The sequence below is a fragment of the Bacillus sp. B1-b2 genome, from assembly GCF_009183415.1.
Classification (GTDB): Bacteria; Bacillota; Bacilli; order Bacillales; family Cytobacillaceae; genus Niallia.
In genome coordinates this window covers 217,036-234,784 of record NZ_WEHU01000004.1, presented here as the reverse complement: position 1 = coordinate 234,784, position 17,749 = coordinate 217,036, and the positions used below count along the sequence as shown (strand labels likewise).

The 17,749-nt window shown below is 34.7% G+C and carries 18 protein-coding genes; all 18 read left to right on the top strand.

The features are described 5' to 3' along the window. Position 1: 1 nt before the first annotated feature. Entirely contained in the window at positions 2 to 868 is an 867-nt protein-coding gene (gene prmC, locus F9279_RS05980; RefSeq protein ID WP_226793291.1) for a peptide chain release factor N(5)-glutamine methyltransferase, read from the top strand. Between the two features lie 681 nt (positions 869 to 1,549). Then, on the top strand, positions 1,550 to 2,257 hold the full coding sequence (gene spoIIR / locus F9279_RS05975) for a stage II sporulation protein R (RefSeq protein ID WP_152111865.1): 708 nt from the start codon (positions 1,550 to 1,552) through the stop codon (positions 2,255 to 2,257). Positions 2,258 to 2,483: 226 nt separating this feature from the next. Beyond that, positions 2,484 to 3,428, top strand: coding sequence for a metal ABC transporter solute-binding protein, Zn/Mn family (locus F9279_RS05970; protein WP_152111864.1), 945 nt, complete (start codon positions 2,484 to 2,486; stop codon positions 3,426 to 3,428). A 1-nt stretch (position 3,429) separates the two neighbouring features. Beyond that, positions 3,430 to 4,167, top strand: a complete 738-nt coding sequence (locus tag F9279_RS05965; RefSeq protein ID WP_152111863.1) for a metal ABC transporter ATP-binding protein — start codon at positions 3,430 to 3,432, stop codon at positions 4,165 to 4,167. Then, complete coding sequence (locus F9279_RS05960; RefSeq protein ID WP_152111904.1) at positions 4,164 to 5,087, top strand: metal ABC transporter permease; 924 nt, start codon at positions 4,164 to 4,166, stop codon at positions 5,085 to 5,087. The genes F9279_RS05965 and F9279_RS05960 overlap by 4 nt, the downstream gene beginning before the upstream one ends. 1 nt (position 5,088) lies before the next feature. Next, positions 5,089 to 5,961 (top strand): metal ABC transporter permease, encoded by an 873-nt coding sequence (locus F9279_RS05955; protein ID WP_152111862.1) that lies wholly within the window; start codon positions 5,089 to 5,091, stop codon positions 5,959 to 5,961. A 444-nt stretch (positions 5,962 to 6,405) separates the two neighbouring features. After that, the gene (locus F9279_RS05950; RefSeq protein WP_226793288.1) at positions 6,406 to 6,729 is read left to right on the top strand and encodes a WXG100 family type VII secretion target; all 324 of its coding nucleotides are present in this window, start codon (positions 6,406 to 6,408) and stop codon (positions 6,727 to 6,729) included. A gap of 19 nt (positions 6,730 to 6,748) precedes the next feature. Beyond that, complete coding sequence (locus tag F9279_RS05945; RefSeq protein WP_152111861.1) at positions 6,749 to 6,943, top strand: hypothetical protein; 195 nt, start codon at positions 6,749 to 6,751, stop codon at positions 6,941 to 6,943. 35 nt (positions 6,944 to 6,978) lie between these two features. Continuing rightward, positions 6,979 to 8,235, top strand: coding sequence for a hypothetical protein (locus tag F9279_RS05940; RefSeq protein ID WP_152111860.1), 1,257 nt, complete (start codon positions 6,979 to 6,981; stop codon positions 8,233 to 8,235). A gap of 12 nt (positions 8,236 to 8,247) precedes the next feature. Continuing rightward, positions 8,248 to 9,027 (top strand): hypothetical protein, encoded by a 780-nt coding sequence (locus F9279_RS05935; protein WP_152111859.1) that lies wholly within the window; start codon positions 8,248 to 8,250, stop codon positions 9,025 to 9,027. A gap of 82 nt (positions 9,028 to 9,109) precedes the next feature. Then, positions 9,110 to 9,667: a DUF5381 family protein gene (locus F9279_RS05930; protein ID WP_152111858.1), complete on the top strand. Its 558-nt coding sequence runs from the start codon at positions 9,110 to 9,112 to the stop codon at positions 9,665 to 9,667. Between the two features lie 1,135 nt (positions 9,668 to 10,802). Beyond that, a complete protein-coding gene (locus tag F9279_RS05925; RefSeq protein WP_152111857.1) occupies positions 10,803 to 11,261 on the top strand; it encodes a hypothetical protein in 459 nt (152 codons plus the stop codon). Between the two features lie 174 nt (positions 11,262 to 11,435). Beyond that, on the top strand, positions 11,436 to 12,476 hold the full coding sequence (locus tag F9279_RS05920) for an L-threonylcarbamoyladenylate synthase (protein WP_152111856.1): 1,041 nt from the start codon (positions 11,436 to 11,438) through the stop codon (positions 12,474 to 12,476). Positions 12,477 to 12,598: 122 nt separating this feature from the next. After that, positions 12,599 to 13,153: a manganese efflux pump MntP family protein gene (locus tag F9279_RS05915; protein WP_152111855.1), complete on the top strand. Its 555-nt coding sequence runs from the start codon at positions 12,599 to 12,601 to the stop codon at positions 13,151 to 13,153. A gap of 215 nt (positions 13,154 to 13,368) precedes the next feature. Continuing rightward, complete coding sequence (locus tag F9279_RS05910; protein WP_152111854.1) at positions 13,369 to 13,809, top strand: low molecular weight protein arginine phosphatase; 441 nt, start codon at positions 13,369 to 13,371, stop codon at positions 13,807 to 13,809. A 58-nt stretch (positions 13,810 to 13,867) separates the two neighbouring features. Further along, entirely contained in the window at positions 13,868 to 15,163 is a 1,296-nt protein-coding gene (locus tag F9279_RS05905) for a methyl-accepting chemotaxis protein (RefSeq protein ID WP_152111853.1), read from the top strand. A gap of 313 nt (positions 15,164 to 15,476) precedes the next feature. Further along, complete coding sequence (locus F9279_RS05900; protein ID WP_152111852.1) at positions 15,477 to 16,049, top strand: TIGR01440 family protein; 573 nt, start codon at positions 15,477 to 15,479, stop codon at positions 16,047 to 16,049. Positions 16,050 to 16,345: 296 nt separating this feature from the next. Beyond that, positions 16,346 to 17,587, top strand: a complete 1,242-nt coding sequence (gene glyA, locus F9279_RS05895; RefSeq protein ID WP_152111851.1) for a serine hydroxymethyltransferase — start codon at positions 16,346 to 16,348, stop codon at positions 17,585 to 17,587. Positions 17,588 to 17,749 lie beyond the last annotated feature (162 nt).

Genomic DNA, 17,749 nt, shown 5'->3' with positions numbered 1-17,749 from the left:
GATGGAGAAGAAGAAAGTATTTGAAGCCCTAAAAGGGGCTTCTTCTTATTTAAAAACACATTACAGAGAAGAGTATGCGGCAGAGCTTTTATTAAGACATTGTCTTTCTATTAGCAGATCAGAAATGCTGTTGCGTTTTCATGAGGAAATGGAGAAAGAGCAATTACTACAATTTAAACAGTATGTTGAACAACATGTGAAAGGAATTCCAGTTCAATATATTATTGGCCAAGAGGATTTTTATGGCCGTACTTTTAAAGTAAACAAAGAAGTGCTAATACCAAGACCAGAAACAGAGGAACTTGTTCAATCAGCTTTACAAAGAATAAGCAGATGCTTTCATCAAGAAAAAGAGCTAAAAATAGTGGATGTTGGTACTGGCAGTGGTGCTATTGCTATTACAATGAAACTAGAGAGCCCTAACTTAAATGTAACTGCAACAGATCTATATGAGGAATCACTAAAAATTGCCGAGTATAACGCAGGTAATCTAGGAGCTGCCATTCACTTCGTCCAAGGAGATTTATTACAGCCATTTTTAAAAAGTGGGGAAACATTTGATGTATTTCTATCGAACCCTCCATATATTCCTGAAGGAGATGTAGAAGAGATGTCCGAAATCGTGACAGAACACGAACCTCACAGAGCGTTATTTGCAGGAAAAGATGGACTAGTACTGTATAGAAGACTTAGTGAAGAGCTTCATAGAATAGTGAAGGACAAGGCGATTGTAGGTTTTGAGGTTGGAACAGGACAAAGTAAAGATGTTGCTAGTTTACTCCAAAAGGCTTTTCCACATGCAAAAGTAGAAGTCCAATTCGATATTAACGGAAAAGATCGAATGGTTTTCGCAGAGATTGGGTTTTAAAGCAGACAATTTTTTGAAGTTGTCTGTTCCTTATGTTTACAATAAAGTAGCAATACGTAGCTCCCGTTCCATAAAATTTGTGGAGCACCCCTCAATGGAGTTGAGGAAGAATATAATGTAGCATATTTAAACACTCCACTGAATGGGGGGTGATTTCTGTTACAGGGGTTCGCTTTCCGTTGTACTGCAGGGTCTCGGCTGTCTCGCAGATTCCACAGGGAGTCTCACCCCTGGAACGTAGATTATCTGCAGAAAAATTCTTTTTAATCTTTCTAAATACTTTTTCTAATCTTAAGATTGCTGTATAAAATAATACTTTATACCTTCCCCTTTTAAAAAGTATTATTCTCTCTTATGTATTCATTTTTCTCTCTCTCTATTGCGAATGATCATCCTAAAAAGAATGAAATCCTGAAATTGGAAGCAAGCATGAATGTAAGTATAGACCATGGTTCAGTGCTCCTGGCCACGTGCCAATCCAATAAGCCTCAAAAAACCGTAGCTAACTAGTTAATCAATCTTCTTACTTACACATAGACATTTCCCCTTACTTTTTCAGTTACCTCCTCTCATTTTTATATAAGAATTCATCACAAAGAAATATTTAAATAAATTATTTTACTAGTTTAAGATTCTATTATTCTGTCCACACTGTTTTAGTGAAGGGGCGGTGCTAAAGAAATGAAAAACAAATCTATGGCAACTTTATATTTATTTGTACTTATACTATCAACTATTACTAGTTTATATATTCCAAAAAATGAAGTAACAGCTAATGAGGAAATGGTCATTCCAAGTGATGCTATTCGATTAAGGATCCTTGCTAACAGTGATAAAGAGGAAGATCAGGATTTAAAAAGAAAAGTTAGAGACGCTGTAAATGCTGAGATCAACAATTGGGTTGCAGAGTTAACTTCAAAGGAAGAAGCAAAAACAGTATTAAAAAATAATTTACCAGAAATACAGAAGATTGCCGAAAAAGTAGTAGCAGAACACCAATCAACACAAGCTGTAAAGGTAACCTTTGATAAAGTAGATTTTCCAACTAAATTATATGGAGATTTTTTATACCCAGCTGGTCAATATGAAGCTATCTTAATTTCATTAGGGGAGGCAGAAGGAGCTAACTGGTGGTGTGTTTTATTCCCGCCACTATGCTTCCTAGACTTTTCAAATGGAGTAGCTGTAAGTGATGGGTTTGAGGAAGAGAAAAAAGAGAATAAAGATAGTAATCAGGTGAAAGAAGAAACAACAAAAGAAGTGAGTGAAAAGGATAAAACAGTAGTTGAAAATAAAGAGAAAGAAGATCCTCTCTTTGTAGAAGATAAAGAGGAGGAAGTGGAAGTGAAATTCTTTTTAGTAGAGTTATGGGAAAAGATTTTTGGATAATGTTCTCTTGGCAGTAGCAAACCTTAGGGAGTTTAAGGTTTGCTACTGCCTTATTTTATTTATGGGTAGATAGAATCATTTTCCATATTTCCATTGACAATTTTCAGAAATAAAAGTAATTTGTTGTTAGACATAAAAGTTTCCTTGAGGAAACAAATTGTCCTATGTGTATGTTTGTTTGATATGTGTAAAAAAAATGCGCTAGTCTTAAGAAGGAGAGAAGAAAATGAGAAAAACATGGGGTATTCTTATAGCAAGCTTATTAATGGTCTCGGTATTCTTAGTAGGTTGTAAAACATCCACTCAAGGAACAGAGGGGAACAAAGAGGAGAAAGTGAAGATCATTACTACAATTGCTCAAATAGCAGAGCCGCTATCTATTATTGGTGGAGAGTATGTGGATGTTCAGAGTTTGATGGGACCAGGAGTTGATCCACATCTTTATACAGCTGCCCAAGGCGATATTCAAAAGATGGAGCAGGCAGATATGATCTTTTATAGCGGATTACATCTAGAAGCAAATATGGTAAAGGTATTTAATGAGTTTAGTAAGAGTAAACCTGTACTTGCGATTGGAGAAAAAGTTCCAGAAGACGAATTGTTAAAAGATGAAAAAGGCGCAATAGATCCACATATTTGGTTTGATATAGATTTATGGAAAGAGGCATTGACACAGGCAACGGAAGAATTAAAAGAATATTCACCAGAACATAGTGACAACTTTGAGAAAAATAAGCAGAAATACTTTGGTCAATTAGATGCCTTTAAACTAGAAGCAGAAGAGAAATTAAAAGAAATTCCGGAAGAAAAGCGTGTATTAGTCACAGCACATGATGCATTTGGTTATTTTGGAAGAATGCTAGATTTAGAGGTTGTAGGGTTACAAGGATTAAGTACAGAGTCAGAAATTGGATTAACAGATATTGAAGATACAATCGACTTATTACTTACCCATCAAGTTCCCGCTGTCTTTATTGAAAGTAGCATTAATCCGGCATCTATTAATGCTGTTATAGAGGGAGCCACAAAAGAGGGATTAGGTATTGAGTTAGGAGGAGAGTTGTATTCTGACGCAATGGGTGATGAAAATTCAAAAGAGGGAACATATTTAGGTATGTTTCAACATAATGTAGATACAATTTACAATGCTTTAACTAGGGAGGTAGAGTAAGATGGATTCTGTCTTAAAGGTTCAGAATCTCTCTGCTTCATATAGAAAGAATAAAGTATTGAAAGATGTTAACTTTGAATTAAAACCTGGGACTATGACTAGTATAGTAGGTCCTAATGGTGCAGGGAAATCCACTCTTTTAAAAGTAATACTAGAATTACATCCTTCTATATCGGGAAATGTCCTATTCAATGGAGCAAACTACAAAAAGAGTAAGTCTAAAATTGGATATGTTCCACAGAGAGGCTCTGTAGATTGGGACTTCCCAACAAACGCCTTAGATGTTGTACTAATGGGTTTGTATGGACAGATTGGATGGTTTAAATGGCCAAATAAAAAACATAAAAAGACCGCACTAGAGGCATTAAAAGAGATGGGAATGGAAAAGTATGCAGATAGGCAAATAAGTCAGCTATCAGGTGGTCAACAGCAGAGAGTCTTCTTGGCTAGAGCACTTGTGCAAAACGCAGATTTGTACTTTTTGGATGAACCTTTAGCGGGAGTAGATGCAATGACAGAAAGAGCCATTATGGACACATTAAAGATATTAAAAAAACAAGGAAAGACCGTAATGGTGGTACATCATGATCTTCAAACTGTAGAGGAGTATTTTGATCATGTATTAATGATAAATAGAACGATAATGGCTCATGGAAGAACGGAAGATGTATTTACAAAGGAAAATATAATGAAAACCTATGGAGGTACATTACGTTGGATTGGGGAAAAGGCGATATGATAGATATTGGATTTCTTTCTTATAACGCCCAATCTGTTTTATTTAGCACTTTTTTATTAGGTGTAGCAGCTGGTATAATTGGCTGTTTCGCCTACTGGAAAAGGCAGAGTCTAATGAGCGATGCACTATCTCATGCTGCACTACCTGGCGTGGTTTTAGGATTTATGATGGTGGGAGAAAAGAACCTTCTTCTCATGATTTTAGGAGCGTCTATTACAGCATTACTAGGAGCCCTTTTTATTCACTGGATTAGAAGTTATAGTCGGGTGAAAGAAGATGCTGCTATGGGGATTGTGCTATCTGTCTTTTTTGGGCTAGGAATGATGTTAGTAACATTAGCAAACAGAATGCCTGGTGGAAATCAGAGTGGTTTGGATAGTTTTATATTTGGTCAGGCGGCTTCCATGGTAAGTAAGGATGTATGGACGATGTTAATAGTAGCCATCCTGATTATTGCTATTTCATTGCTAACTTTTAAAGAGTGGAAGCTATTTCTATTTGATCCTAGCTTTGCAAAAGGACTTGGGTTCTCTACAAAAATAATGAATAGTATCTATTTAATTATGCTTGTAACAGTGATTGTCATAGGAATTCAGGCAGTTGGTGTTATTTTAATGGCAGCACTTTTAATTATTCCAAGTGTTAGTGCAAGATATTGGACGGAATCCTTTAAAGTAATGGTCATTTTATCGGCATCATTTGGTGGTGGAGCAGGTTTAATTGGAACTTTTATCAGTACATGGGGAAATGGTTGGCCAACAGGTCCTTTCATTGTCATTACTGCCTCCTCTTTCTTCCTACTTTCTTTGTTTTTTGGAGTAAAAAAAGGATTAGTTCCTTTATATATTCAGCAGTATCTTCAACGAAAGAATAGTGAAAAAACCCCTTTCGCAGAGATTGTTGGGAAAGGGGGAGAATGAGATGAGTTATGCAGGATGGATACTACTAACGGCTTCATTGGTAGGAGTAACCTGTGGATTAATAGGCGTATTGTTAATTTTAAGAAGAATGGCAATGATGGCAGATGCCATTAGTCACACTGTGCTACTTGGAATTGTTTGTGCCTATATTATAACAAGAGAGCTAAATGGTATTCATATGCTTATTGGTGCTGTATTAGTAGGTTTAATGACAGCCGTATTAGTTCAATGGTTTCATTCTCGAGGAGTACAGCAAGAGGCAGCAATAGGAGTTGTATTTACAACCCTTTTTGCAATAGGAGTTATCTTAATAGCAACAAAAGTTGGCAATGCACATTTAGATGTGCAGCATACACTTATGGGAGAAATAACGTTTATACCATGGGAAAAAGTAAATATTCCTTTGCTAGGGAATATTCCAGAAGCTGTTGTGTTGTTAACGCTTGTCCTAGTGACCGTTTTATTTTTTATTTTAGCTTTCTATAAAGAATGGAAAATAACCTCATTCGATCCAATGCTTGCAGCAAGTATCGGATTACCAGTTATGTTGTTGCATTATCTATTTATGTCACTTGTTTCTTTAACTACTGTAGCAGCTTTCGATGCAGTTGGAGCAATTATGGTGGTTGCTATGCTCATTACACCTGCAGCATCAGCTTATTTATGGACAAATCGACTTTCTTGGATGTTCGTTATTAGCTCTATATTTGGAGTAATGTCGGCTTTTATGGGATATTATATAGCAGTTTGGTTAGATACGTCTATCTCAGGAGCGATGGCTTTTTCAACAGGTATTATCTTTATTATAAGTTTTATCTTTTCTAAAAAATATGGTGTTTTCTCGAGTAGATATTTACAGAAGGAGAAAGATTAACAATAAGCTTAAACTATGGTATTTTTCATATACCAGATGTTTAGGCTTATTTCTTTGTCACTCTTGGAAAGAAAATATCAAAATATGTGTGATCCATTCATAATCCTCTCTCTCTATCCCCCGCCATTAAAAAACTTTCGTTACTTTAACAAATCTTTTTACTAAGTGGATTAATCCCAGTAAAAAGAGGGTATGACCTTAATAAAATGGATTTATTTGTTAATGATTACAACATATAGGACAATATCCCCAGTGTTTTACATATTTAATTATGTTCCTTTTCAAGTCCTCAAACACCCATTCCCTTTTTATTTACCTATTCAAAAATGGATAAAAAGCATCATTATTCTTAGAAACTCACGTGCTACAATGGGAATGATTGGTATCTATAGACTTATAGAGAAACTTTTAAATAAAAATAATCTTCTATACTTAGGAGAAAGGATGAAATGGATGGATTCTTCAAGAGTAAGAGATTTAGCGAATGAGTTTTCTAGAGCAGCAGATTCAGTGAAAGAGAGTGAGACTAAGCTAAAGTCTATGATTAATTCTACAGGTGATAGTTGGACTGGAAAAAGCCGACAATCATTTGATGAAGAAATGGATGAAGCTTTTTCCTTATTCCATAGACACGCTGATAATCTTTACAAAATTAGTGATGAATTAAAAAGTGCTGCAGAAAAGGTAGATAGAGTCAGAGAGGAAATAGAAAGACAAAAAGAATTAGAAAGGCTGGCATTAATACAGCAAAGAAACAATTTAATCTAAGGGACGAGGTACTATAAACATGTGGTGGCGTAATAATCAAAAAATAGATAAGAATGATAAGGAAGCTAGAAGAAAAGCAGGATGGGTTGATCCGGGAGATAGACCACCGAATAAGGATGGATGTGCACCAGATCTTCCAGGTTGTGGAGGCTGTTTGTTTATTGTTCTTTTTATTATTAGCTTTACCATCTATCAAATAATCCGTCTTGTCTAATCTACTGTCAAATATTAAGAAGGGGTGATGCTTAAATGGGAAAAGGCATTTCTGTAGATCCAGCTATTTTAGAAGAATTATCTAATAAACTTACCTTAGAACTGACAGATGTTCAAGAACAATATAAAGATCTACACTTAAGACTTTCAGAATTGATACTGGGTGCACCTTATGAATATTCACACTGTTTTTATTCAGTTGGAGATCCTTGGGGAACAGGTAATAAGTTAGTCGATAAACTTAGTGATTTAGAGGTGGATCTTCGCCGCACAGCTAGTAAATTTGCTGATGCAGAAAACACAATCGCTCGACTTTATAAATTATATGATAAATACGGGACATTAGCAGCACTTGGAACCCAAACCTCCCATCAGCTAGCTTATTACGGATTTGGGCTTACACAATTTAGCAAAAGTGCAGATGATCTTTATGGTTTTAGACATATGAATGCATTAACAAAGTTATCAGATGCTATAGACAATTCACGATTTAAAAAATACGCTAGAGGTTTTCTAAACCCAAAATACTTTCGTAGTAAATATAACCATATTCCTTTTTCTGATATCGTACACAAAAAAATAGCTAAGTATCTTCCAGACGATACTGTTAATTTTTCTAATTCCTCTCAGACCTTTTTTAAAGGAGCAATAAGAAATAACTTAAATAAGGGGAATGTTAGTTCATTTATTAAAACTGGTGCAAAATTTGCAAAAACGAATGCAATATCTGCCGTAGTTGTAACTGGATTAGTAGAGACCGGTGGAATGACCTTAAAGATATCTGAAAACTATTCTAAATATGGAGATCAACCAGATATATTAAAAAGAGAAAATGCGAAAGCTGTAGGGAATGCTGTCAATAACACAATTGCTGTATCAGCAGGAAGTGTTGGAGGAGCTTTCGTAGGTGGAGCAGTAGGAAGCTTATTGGGTCCAGTAGGAACAGTAGTAGGTGCAGCTGCAGGTTCTTTTGTAGGTGGTTTAGTAGGAGAACAAGTTGGAAAACTGACAGCAGGTTTTGCTGAAAAAGCAGCAATTGTGTTTAAAGAACCTATTCATAAAGTAACGGAATTTGCAAGAGGTGGATTTGAAAAAGCTGGAAAAGTAGTAGAAAGCTTTAACAGTGGTATAGAAGAAGTAAATAAACAAATAAAAGAGACGATAAAGGATCCAGTTAAGAAAGTAAAAGAAATTGGAGAAAACGTAGGAAGAGGAGTCTCAAAAGTAAAGAAAACAGCAGAATCTCTCATAGATGGTGCCAAGAATTTTGTAGGAAAACTTTCGTTTGGTTAAGGAGGAGCTTTAATGGAAACGTTAAATCTGAGTGTAGAGGAACTTATTTTTTGTTTTTATAGTGAAGGATATTTTGAACAAGGGATTGCCTTGAAAGAAACTTTTTACCCAAGTTTAGATGATACAGAGCTGCAGTTTCTATTAGAAGTTGCTACTCGCTCTCTATTAGCAAAAGAGCTTTTAGTTGAAGAGGCACATCAATATAAATTGAAAACAGAGTATAAGAAGTTCATTCATGTGCTCAATAATGCAGAAAGAAGTATAAAAGCATCAAAATTCACTCAAGATCTTTCAAAGGAAGAAAGCATTACCATTCACTTCCTGAATAATGAAGCTTACTTACACTATTTAAAATATGATTATCAGGTTCATTCTATTAGTGCAGTTAAAACGGAGCAAGTAATCGAGAAAGTAACTGAGTTTTTTGCTTTCCCTTCTCTTGAAACAACCAAGAAAATGCTCTTTCAGATAAGTGATGATGAGTTCGAAAATATTTTAGAAGAGGCAAGTACCGGATCTTCTATTAAACCAGTCATTTCCCAACCAAATAGTGAATATGAAGAGTTTCAACACGATGTAAAGAATCGAAAAGGGAAAATGGACAGTTTGTTAAATATGAAATACAGTATTAGAAATTCTCCTGAATTCCTTAATATTTGCTTCATCATTCCAGGTAAGAATAATAGTTGGATAATTAATAAGGATATGGAAAATAGAGGATATATTATTCAAAAGGCTAATGAATTTTCTATAGAGAGCTTAGTTCTAAATACTTATTCAAGTATATCTTAATGAATTTTCAAAATGAAGAATTTAATCTTTTCTTAGAGTGTAATTCAAAATAGTAAATCCTATAAAAATGGAGGGATTAAATATGCCTAATCTTAAAATAAAAAATGACATCATCTCTGCCAAAGGATCTAAATTTTATTATCTACTCGTATTAGTTTTTTTTATCTTTGGTGGTTTAATTGGCTGTCTATTTCTTCTTAAAGAAGGCTTTGCCTTCGAATCCAACTACTCTCTATTTTACATATTCGGTGGAATTGTCTTTACCCCTATATTTCTTTATTTGTTTTTATGGTACTTACCTGGATATAAACCTGGTAAAACCTTGTTCCAAATTGACAAAGGTACTATTATAACGCCCAAAAAAACAATCCCTGCACGTGAAATAAAAGATATATACATTATAAGAAATGGATTTAATTTAATGGAAGAAATCATTATTGAAACCTACTCTGGAAAAAGAAGCAAAATCAGTACATACAATATTATTGATGATATAGACATCCAAATATTAGTAGATCAATATATTTACCCTTATCTAACAGATGAAGCAAAAGAAACTTGGGACAAAAACGTGAATTTAGATAATCTCTTCACTACAGGGAGATATAAACGTGAAGAACATCAGATTCGACCAGAATAGAAAAAGAGAATGTTCTTCTTAAAGCTTGAATGACTTTTATTAAAAGTCACACCTTGTTGAAAAAAGATTATGTCAATGAAATAACATGAGTGTGTAGAGAACCTGTATAAGTAATCAACTCGCTAATAATGTTCTGATTTTCGTTACAGGTGTTCTGTTCGCTCGAAGCTTTAGGCGAAATCTGGCGGCTTTGGCCTACAGGGTATAAAGCTTTCGCAGATTCCATAGTAGTCTCCCGACAGAAACATAAATCATCTGGATAAAAATACTTTTTCTCTTTTTAAGTTACTTTTTCATTAAGCTTCTATTAATAATTCCACAGCCAATTTGTAGGCATCATCAATAATAAGCGGAGAATTCCGACTAATGGCAAATATATTGTTAATTTTCTTGCTAATAAGCGTAGTTTTCCGTTTAAGTAAGGAAAATGCCTTAAATTTTATGTTTTCTAAGGAAATAGGCGTAATTCTCCGTCTATTTCCGGTGTTTTTCATGGAAGTAACAAAAATAAGAGGATTTCTACGACTATTTTTCTAAAAGTAGTCTTTTCCTTATTCTCTATGGTACGAAGCATCATACATTATTACATAGCTCTTCTAATTTTCTACTATTTCCATATTTGAATAGGTGAAGTACATAAAAAAATCCCTCGTTTTCCATTATGATCCGAGAGGATTTATCTCTATTTTCACAGATTGTTCATAGTAGATTTTGGTTTTCAACAGCCTATGACTTTTATTAAAAGTCATTTCAGCTTTTTGATCAAAAGTAATTTAGTAAGAATATACAGTATTTTTATTTAACTGAACTACTTTCTTGGGGTGAGGCTCCTATGGGTTCTGCCATACAGCAGCTAAGACTCTACAGGACAATGGCAGACTGAGCAAACCCCTATAACGTAAAATAAGCCCCCCATTCAGCAGGATGATTAAATATACTATTCTATTCGCTTCTGAATCTTTATTTAGAAGTTTGTCTACAGTCTAGAATGACTTTTATTAAAGTCATTTTAGATGGAAGGTAATAAACATGATAAAATAGAAAAATGGATAGTATAGAAATAATCTAGCATTTTTCTTCCCTCTTTTTCATAGAGATAGTAGTACCTCATAGGTAAAGAAGGAGTGGAAGAAAAATGACCTATATAATCCGACAAGCTCAACAGGTAGATTTAGAAAGAATTCAATCTCTACTAACAAAAGCAGGCTTAGATGTAGAGGGGATTGAATCATTTATTGACTATTTTCTTTTAATGGAAGATGAGGTTAGAGATGATTTGGAGGGAGTAGTCGGAATAGAGCCCATTGAAAACGTGGGGCTATTACGGTCAATGGTTCTACAAAATGCAGGGGCAGAAGAGATATTATTCTTGCTTCAGCAAGTGATAAAATTAGCAAAAACGAAAGAGTTAAAAGAATTATATGGTATGGTAAATAGTCAAAATGCCATTCAACTGTTTCAATTATTAGGTTTTAAGGAAATAGATAGTAACAATATCCCCAGAATGGTGGGAGAGTCGAAAGCTGTAAGAAAGCAAATACCTGTGAATAACCCAATATTCTTGCAATATTCTTTAGAGAATGTGGATAAATAGTAAAAGTTATCCACTTTTTTGCCTACTTTATTCACAATTTGTGGACAAGTCAGATTTTTATCCCCATTATCGCGAAGACTTGTTCTTTCTTAGAATTAGTGTTAGTGTCGAAAAAAGAAGAAATAAAGGCATTTATGGGATAAACATATAGAAAAGTAGATAAGGTGGATAAAAATGATAACAAAGTATTGGTCAGTGGATAAAGATGTGGATAAAAAAACAAGTTATACACATATTCAACAAGCGGCTGATTTTTTAAAGAAAAATCAGCTTGTTGCTTTTCCGACAGAAACAGTTTATGGGTTAGGTGGGAATGCTAAAGAAGATAGTGCTATTGAAAAGATTTTTGCAGCTAAAGGAAGGCCATCTGATAATCCTCTCATCATTCACATAGCCAACAAAAATCAGTTGGAAGAGTTAGTAGAGGAAATACCAGAAAAAGCAGAAGTATTAATGGATACCTTCTGGCCAGGTCCTTTAACGATCATCTTTCGTAGCAAAAAAGGGGCACTTTCTAAGGTAGCAACCGCAGGGTTACAAACAGTTGGAATTCGTATGCCAGACCATCCCGTTGCATTGCAATTAATAGAAGAATCAGGTCTTCCTATCGCTGCACCAAGTGCTAATCAGTCTGGAAAGCCTAGTCCTACAAAGGCAGAGCATGTAAAAGATGATCTAGATACAAAGATTGCTGGAATTGTAGATGGTGGAGCTACAGGTGTTGGAGTAGAATCGACGGTTATTGATTGTACAAGTACCATACCTGTTATTTTGCGCCCAGGTGGTATAACAAAAGAACAAATAGAGAAAGTAATTGGACTGACACATATGGATGAGGCATTAACAAATGAAGCGTTAACGCCTAAATCTCCAGGCATGAAGTATACCCATTATGCTCCAAGTGCTCCTTTTTATTTAGTGGATGGCTCAAAGGAAAGAATACAAACACTAATAGAGGAAGAAAGACAAAAGGGCAAAAAGGTAGGAATACTAACAACAGAAGAAAATAAACAATTCTATCATGCAGACAGCATCTATTCTTGTGGAAGTAGAAATGATTTATCCACAGTTGCTACAGACTTATATGATGGATTGAGAAGCTTTGATTATGATAAGGTTGATATTATCTTTGGAGAAATGTTTCCAATAGAAGGAGTAGGACATGCTGTTATGAATAGATTAATGAAGGCTGCCTCTCACCAAATCATACAATAGACTATCATTTACTTAAATGGAAAACAGGAGCATATCCCTTATATTAAATACATAAAATTTTTGCTTCTAAAAAAACTTGGACGTGCATATTCTCTAATGAGCAAGTCCGAGGGGGCAAAAATATGTCTGTAATGATGGGAGAACTGGTTACACTTTTATTAATGGCATTTGCTTTAGGAATGGACGCATTTTCAGTAGGCCTTGGAATGGGAATGTTTCAACTGAGATTAAAGCAAATTGCGAAAATTGGAATTATCATAGGAATTTTTCATGTAATTATGCCTTTATTAGGAATGATTACAGGGAAGCTTATGTCCGAAAATTTCGGTGAAATAGCAGGTGTAATAGGTGGTGCTTTACTTGTTATTCTAGGAATTCAAATGATCTGGTCTGGTTTCAAGGAAGAGGACTCTTCTAAAATTACACCAGTTGGCTTCGGATTACTATTATTTGCTGTTAGTGTTAGTTTAGATAGTTTCTCAGTAGGATTGAGTTTAGGGATTTATCAAGCTAGAACAGTAGTAGTCCTTATTTGTTTCGGAGTTAGTGCAATGGTATTAACTTGGCTTGGTTTACTTATTGGAAGGAAAGTGCAAGGGTTACTAGGCTCCTATGGAGAGATGTTAGGAGGAGCAATACTCTTAATCTTTGGAGTGAAAATGCTTATCCACTTATAACTAGAATTTGTCCAACGTAATAGTAGAAAGTAAAAGTGAGTATACTCATTTCCACTTTCTAATACTACTTTGGATTTTTTTATGCATTCTTTCCTTTATAAAAAAAGTCTATATCCGATATAATGAAATGTGGTAGAAAAATTAAATTGACCAAGAAGAATAGAATTATTAGTGATTTTGCACTATAATAATGACAATATAAGGGGGCTAAAAGAATGATTCGGGTTTTATTTGTTTGTACAGGTAACACTTGTAGAAGTCCTATGGCAGAAGCAATATTAAAAAATAAGAAAATAGATCATATGGAAATTAAGTCAGCTGGTATATACGCGGTAGATGGTAGTGAAGCATCCTACCAAGTGAAGGAGGTTCTTTCGGAAAAAGGAATACTTTTTGAGCATTCTTCTTCTTTACTAAATAAGGAATTAGTGGACTGGGCAACCTATATATTTACGATGACAAATACCCATAAAAGTAGAATTGCAAATGATTTCCCAAGAGCAATTGAGAAAACGTTTACTATTAAGGAGTTTGCAGATAACAATAAATATGGAGAGTTAATGGATCCTTTTGGTGGCTCGGTCTCTCAATATCGTGAGACTTATGCTGAGTTAGAGTTATTGATTGAAAAGATAGTAGATAAATTAGAGAAATAAACAACGCAGTAAAAAAAGAGTGAGTTTTTATTGCGAAAGTGAAAATGGGGGAAAGAGTGTGGAAAAGAAGAATCGTTATAAGTTTAGTCTTAGAAAGAAATTAGCCATTTTTATAACCATCCTAGCAACTATTACTTATTCTACAAGTGCTTTTTGTTTGTATATTTTGTATCCTTCTATCGATAGTTCTATTCATTTAAGTCCGTTAGTATTTAACATTATCACATTATTATTAGGGATATTTTGGTCAGGTTTTCTAGGGTTTTTAGCTGCTGGATTTATAACTAGACCTTTGCAAAAGCTAGAAAGAGGGGCTATGCAAGCAGCTCATGGCAACATTAGTATGGATGTTGAAATATCTAAATCAGATGATGAAGTGAAGTCATTAGGGTTGGCATTTAATCACATGCTTTATAATTTAAGAGAAATGGTTCAGTCTATAGAGACCAATTTCAATGATACAAATGAAACGGTAAAAACTATATCTGAAGAAGCAGATCGTGCTATGGAGCATTCATTAGCAATAGCGAGCTCTGTTAAGGAAATAGCAGGTGGAGCAGAAGTGTCTGCACAATCTGTACAAGCTTCTTCTGAGTCTGTAGAAGAATCAATGAGAATTGCTCAAATGGTAGAAGAAAAGGCTCATAACTCTCGTACGGTATCCATTGATATGACAAAAAAATTAGCAGATTCTAATAAGGTAGTTCAATCATTAGTGGAAGGAATGCGTGAGATGGTGGCGGAAAATCATCAATCTCTATTATCTGTCAATCACTTAGAAAATCATTCTAAAGAAATTGAAGATGTATTAAAGCTTGTTGGTGAAATTGCTTCACAAACAAATCTCTTGGCATTAAATGCATCGATTGAAGCTGCCCGAGCAGGTGAACATGGAGCGGGCTTTAGTGTTGTGGCGGAAGAAGTGCGCAGACTAGCTGATGAGAGTGGTAAGGCTGTTGAAGGCATTTCTGAAATTATTAAAAATATGCAAGCAGAAGTGAAAAATGTGGTATCGCAAATTGGTAAACAAGTAGAGAGTGCCCAACATAAGGCAGAAGTTGGGGAAGAAACAAGCATTGTTTTTCGTGAGATGAATAAAACAGTGGAAGAAATGGCAAAGGCTACAATAGATATTACAGAACTTATTCATCAACAAAAGCAACAAATCTATGATACATTACAACAGTCTCAAGAGGTAGCAGCTATATCAGAAGAAACTGCTGCAGGAACACAGCAAGTAACGCATATAACAGAAAATCAAACAGATCTGATTAAAAAAGTAGATAGACTCGCTTTAAAGCTTAAAACAAATGCAGAGCACTTGCAGCAAACGATTTGTCGCTTCAAGATTTAAATAGAGTTTTGTAGAGGTATGTTCTAGTTGTTTTTAGATTGGAATGGCTGTTTTTAATCTATTTACGTATTTAAGCCATAATTAGAATAATGGTGTATAAATAGAAGAATATCTTTTTCCAGCTAAGGAAGAATAAAAAGAAGAAAGAAATTTTATGTTTAACTCATTCTAGTGTAAAATAACGGATAACAAGATATTAGTAATCTAGCTACTGGTTTGATTCATTTAATAGACAAAAACACCAAGCAATAGAATTAGCGTACAAAAGCTTTCGCAAGCAATCCAATGATTTTAATAGTGAGGTGTGTTATCAATGGAAAGTATAACGCTCGAATTAAAAGAACAGCTAGACACGATTATACAAGAGTATCAAGAACAAGCTCATTTAAGTAATCAACATATATTTGTTATTGGCTGTAGTACTAGTGAAGTAATGGGCAAGCGAATCGGAACATCCGGAACTAGTGAGGTAGCAGCTGCTATATTTACTTGTTTTAAAGAATTTTATCAAAAAACAGGAGTTTCCTTAGCTTTTCAGTGCTGTGAGCATTTAAATAGAGCTCTAGTAGTAGAAAGAAAGGTTATGAATGAGAGGAAACTTCAAGAAGTATCCGTTATTCCTATTCGTCATGCAGGTGGAGCAATGGCGACAATAGCTTATGAACATATGGAAGATCCTGTGGTAGTAGAGTTTATAGCAGCAGATGGGGGAATAGATATTGGTGATACCTTTATCGGAATGCATTTAAAGCATGTGGCAGTGCCTATTAGAACCTCGATAAAGCAGTTGGGATCAGCGCATGTAACTCTTGCGAAATCTCGACCGAAATTGATTGGTGGGCCAAGAGCTGTGTATGAGAAGACAAAAGCAAATGATTCTTGCTAATATAAACTCCTTAATAAGGCTCTCGATTATGATCCTTATTAAGGAGTTTTTTATAGGAAACTGACTAACCTTATATAGAAAAGTATGGTAATGAATTGTCTAATTCATAATTTTAGATATTCTTTTAGTATAATTTTATCTAGAAATTCTAGTAAAATCCGAACGTTTTATTTGGAAATAAAAAAATAATTCGTTATTTTATCTTTCTTTTTAAATTAGATACATGATAGAATATAGGCAGATTTATTGCTAGTTATAGAGACGAAAATAAACGAGCGTATCAGGGAGGATTACATATGAAGCATTTAGCAGAACAAGATGAACAAATTTATAAAGCCATTCAGCAAGAATTAGGACGACAAAGATCAAAGATTGAGTTAATTGCCTCTGAAAACTTTGTTAGTGAAGCAGTAATGGAAGCGCAAGGTTCTGTTCTTACCAATAAGTACGCAGAAGGTTATCCAGCAAAACGATATTATGGTGGATGCGAATATGTAGATATAGTAGAAGATATTGCTCGTGACCGTGCTAAAGAAATTTTCGGAGCAGAGCATGTTAATGTGCAACCACATTCAGGTGCCCAAGCAAACATGGCTGTATATTTCACTATTTTAGAGCAGGGCGATACAGTACTAGGGATGAATTTATCACATGGTGGTCACTTAACTCATGGAAGTCCTGTAAACTTTAGTGGTATTCAATATAACTTCGTAGAATACGGCGTAGACAAAGAAACACAATATATTAATTATGAAGATGTAAGAGAAAAGGCTTTAGCTAATAAGCCGAAATTAATTGTAGCTGGTGCAAGTGCGTATCCAAGAGAGATTGATTTTGCTAAATTTCGTGAGATAGCTGACGAGGTTGGAGCATATTTAATGGTCGATATGGCACATATAGCTGGATTAGTTGCAGCGGGTCTTCACCAAAATCCTGTACCATATGCGGATTTTGTTACGACTACAACACATAAAACATTAAGAGGTCCTCGTGGTGGAATGATTCTTTGTAAAGAAGAGTTTGCCAAGAAAATAGATAAATCCATCTTCCCAGGAATTCAAGGTGGTCCGTTAATGCACGTTATTTCCGCAAAAGCAGTTGCTTTCGGTGAAGCATTGCAAAGTGAGTTCAAAGAATATGCTAAAAACATCATTTCAAATGCAAAGCAATTAGCCTCTAGTCTTCAAAAGGAAGGGTTAGATCTTGTTTCAGGTGGAACAGATAACCACTTATTACTAATAGATTTACAATCTCTTGGTTTAACAGGTAAAGTGGCAGAGCATGTACTAGATGAAGTAGGAATTACAGTGAATAAAAATACAATTCCTTTTGATCCAGCAAGTCCTTTTGTAACTAGTGGTATTCGTATTGGTACGGCAGCTGTTACTTCTCGTGGCTTCGGTTTAGCAGAAATGGAAGAAATAGCTTCTATTATTGCCTTTACTCTAAAAAATCATGAAGAGAAAGAAAAACTAACAGAAGCAGCAGAAAGAGTTACCGCGCTAACAAGTAGATTCGAGCTTTATAAAGAATTGTAGGTTACAGGCACTTCTTAATATTAATGGAAGACTTTAACAGCCCTCTTAAATGAAGGCTGTTTTTTATTATATGTTATTTCTGTTTGAATCAATAAAATTCTAGTTAGTGGTGTTATTAATACATGTATCGGGGAAAACTGATAGTGAAAAATCTCCATTATT

What these genes read in the sequence shown, in the direction of transcription:
- F9279_RS05950 (WP_226793288.1), top strand. Translation starts at nt 6,406, where the DNA reads ATGAAATGGATGGATTCTTCAAGAGTAAGAGATTTAGCGAATGAGTTT.
- F9279_RS05920 (WP_152111856.1), top strand. Translation starts at nt 11,436, where the DNA reads ATGATAACAAAGTATTGGTCAGTGGATAAAGATGTGGATAAAAAAACA.
- F9279_RS05960 (WP_152111904.1), top strand. Translation starts at nt 4,164, where the DNA reads ATGATAGATATTGGATTTCTTTCTTATAACGCCCAATCTGTTTTATTT.
- prmC (WP_226793291.1), top strand. Translation starts at nt 2, where the DNA reads ATGGAGAAGAAGAAAGTATTTGAAGCCCTAAAAGGGGCTTCTTCTTAT.
- glyA (WP_152111851.1), top strand. Translation starts at nt 16,346, where the DNA reads ATGAAGCATTTAGCAGAACAAGATGAACAAATTTATAAAGCCATTCAG.
- F9279_RS05925 (WP_152111857.1), top strand. Translation starts at nt 10,803, where the DNA reads ATGACCTATATAATCCGACAAGCTCAACAGGTAGATTTAGAAAGAATT.
- spoIIR (WP_152111865.1), top strand. Translation starts at nt 1,550, where the DNA reads ATGAAAAACAAATCTATGGCAACTTTATATTTATTTGTACTTATACTA.
- F9279_RS05965 (WP_152111863.1), top strand. Translation starts at nt 3,430, where the DNA reads ATGGATTCTGTCTTAAAGGTTCAGAATCTCTCTGCTTCATATAGAAAG.
- F9279_RS05930 (WP_152111858.1), top strand. Translation starts at nt 9,110, where the DNA reads ATGCCTAATCTTAAAATAAAAAATGACATCATCTCTGCCAAAGGATCT.
- F9279_RS05955 (WP_152111862.1), top strand. Translation starts at nt 5,089, where the DNA reads ATGAGTTATGCAGGATGGATACTACTAACGGCTTCATTGGTAGGAGTA.
- F9279_RS05915 (WP_152111855.1), top strand. Translation starts at nt 12,599, where the DNA reads ATGTCTGTAATGATGGGAGAACTGGTTACACTTTTATTAATGGCATTT.
- F9279_RS05910 (WP_152111854.1), top strand. Translation starts at nt 13,369, where the DNA reads ATGATTCGGGTTTTATTTGTTTGTACAGGTAACACTTGTAGAAGTCCT.
- F9279_RS05945 (WP_152111861.1), top strand. Translation starts at nt 6,749, where the DNA reads ATGTGGTGGCGTAATAATCAAAAAATAGATAAGAATGATAAGGAAGCT.
- F9279_RS05900 (WP_152111852.1), top strand. Translation starts at nt 15,477, where the DNA reads ATGGAAAGTATAACGCTCGAATTAAAAGAACAGCTAGACACGATTATA.
- F9279_RS05935 (WP_152111859.1), top strand. Translation starts at nt 8,248, where the DNA reads ATGGAAACGTTAAATCTGAGTGTAGAGGAACTTATTTTTTGTTTTTAT.
- F9279_RS05970 (WP_152111864.1), top strand. Translation starts at nt 2,484, where the DNA reads ATGAGAAAAACATGGGGTATTCTTATAGCAAGCTTATTAATGGTCTCG.
- F9279_RS05940 (WP_152111860.1), top strand. Translation starts at nt 6,979, where the DNA reads ATGGGAAAAGGCATTTCTGTAGATCCAGCTATTTTAGAAGAATTATCT.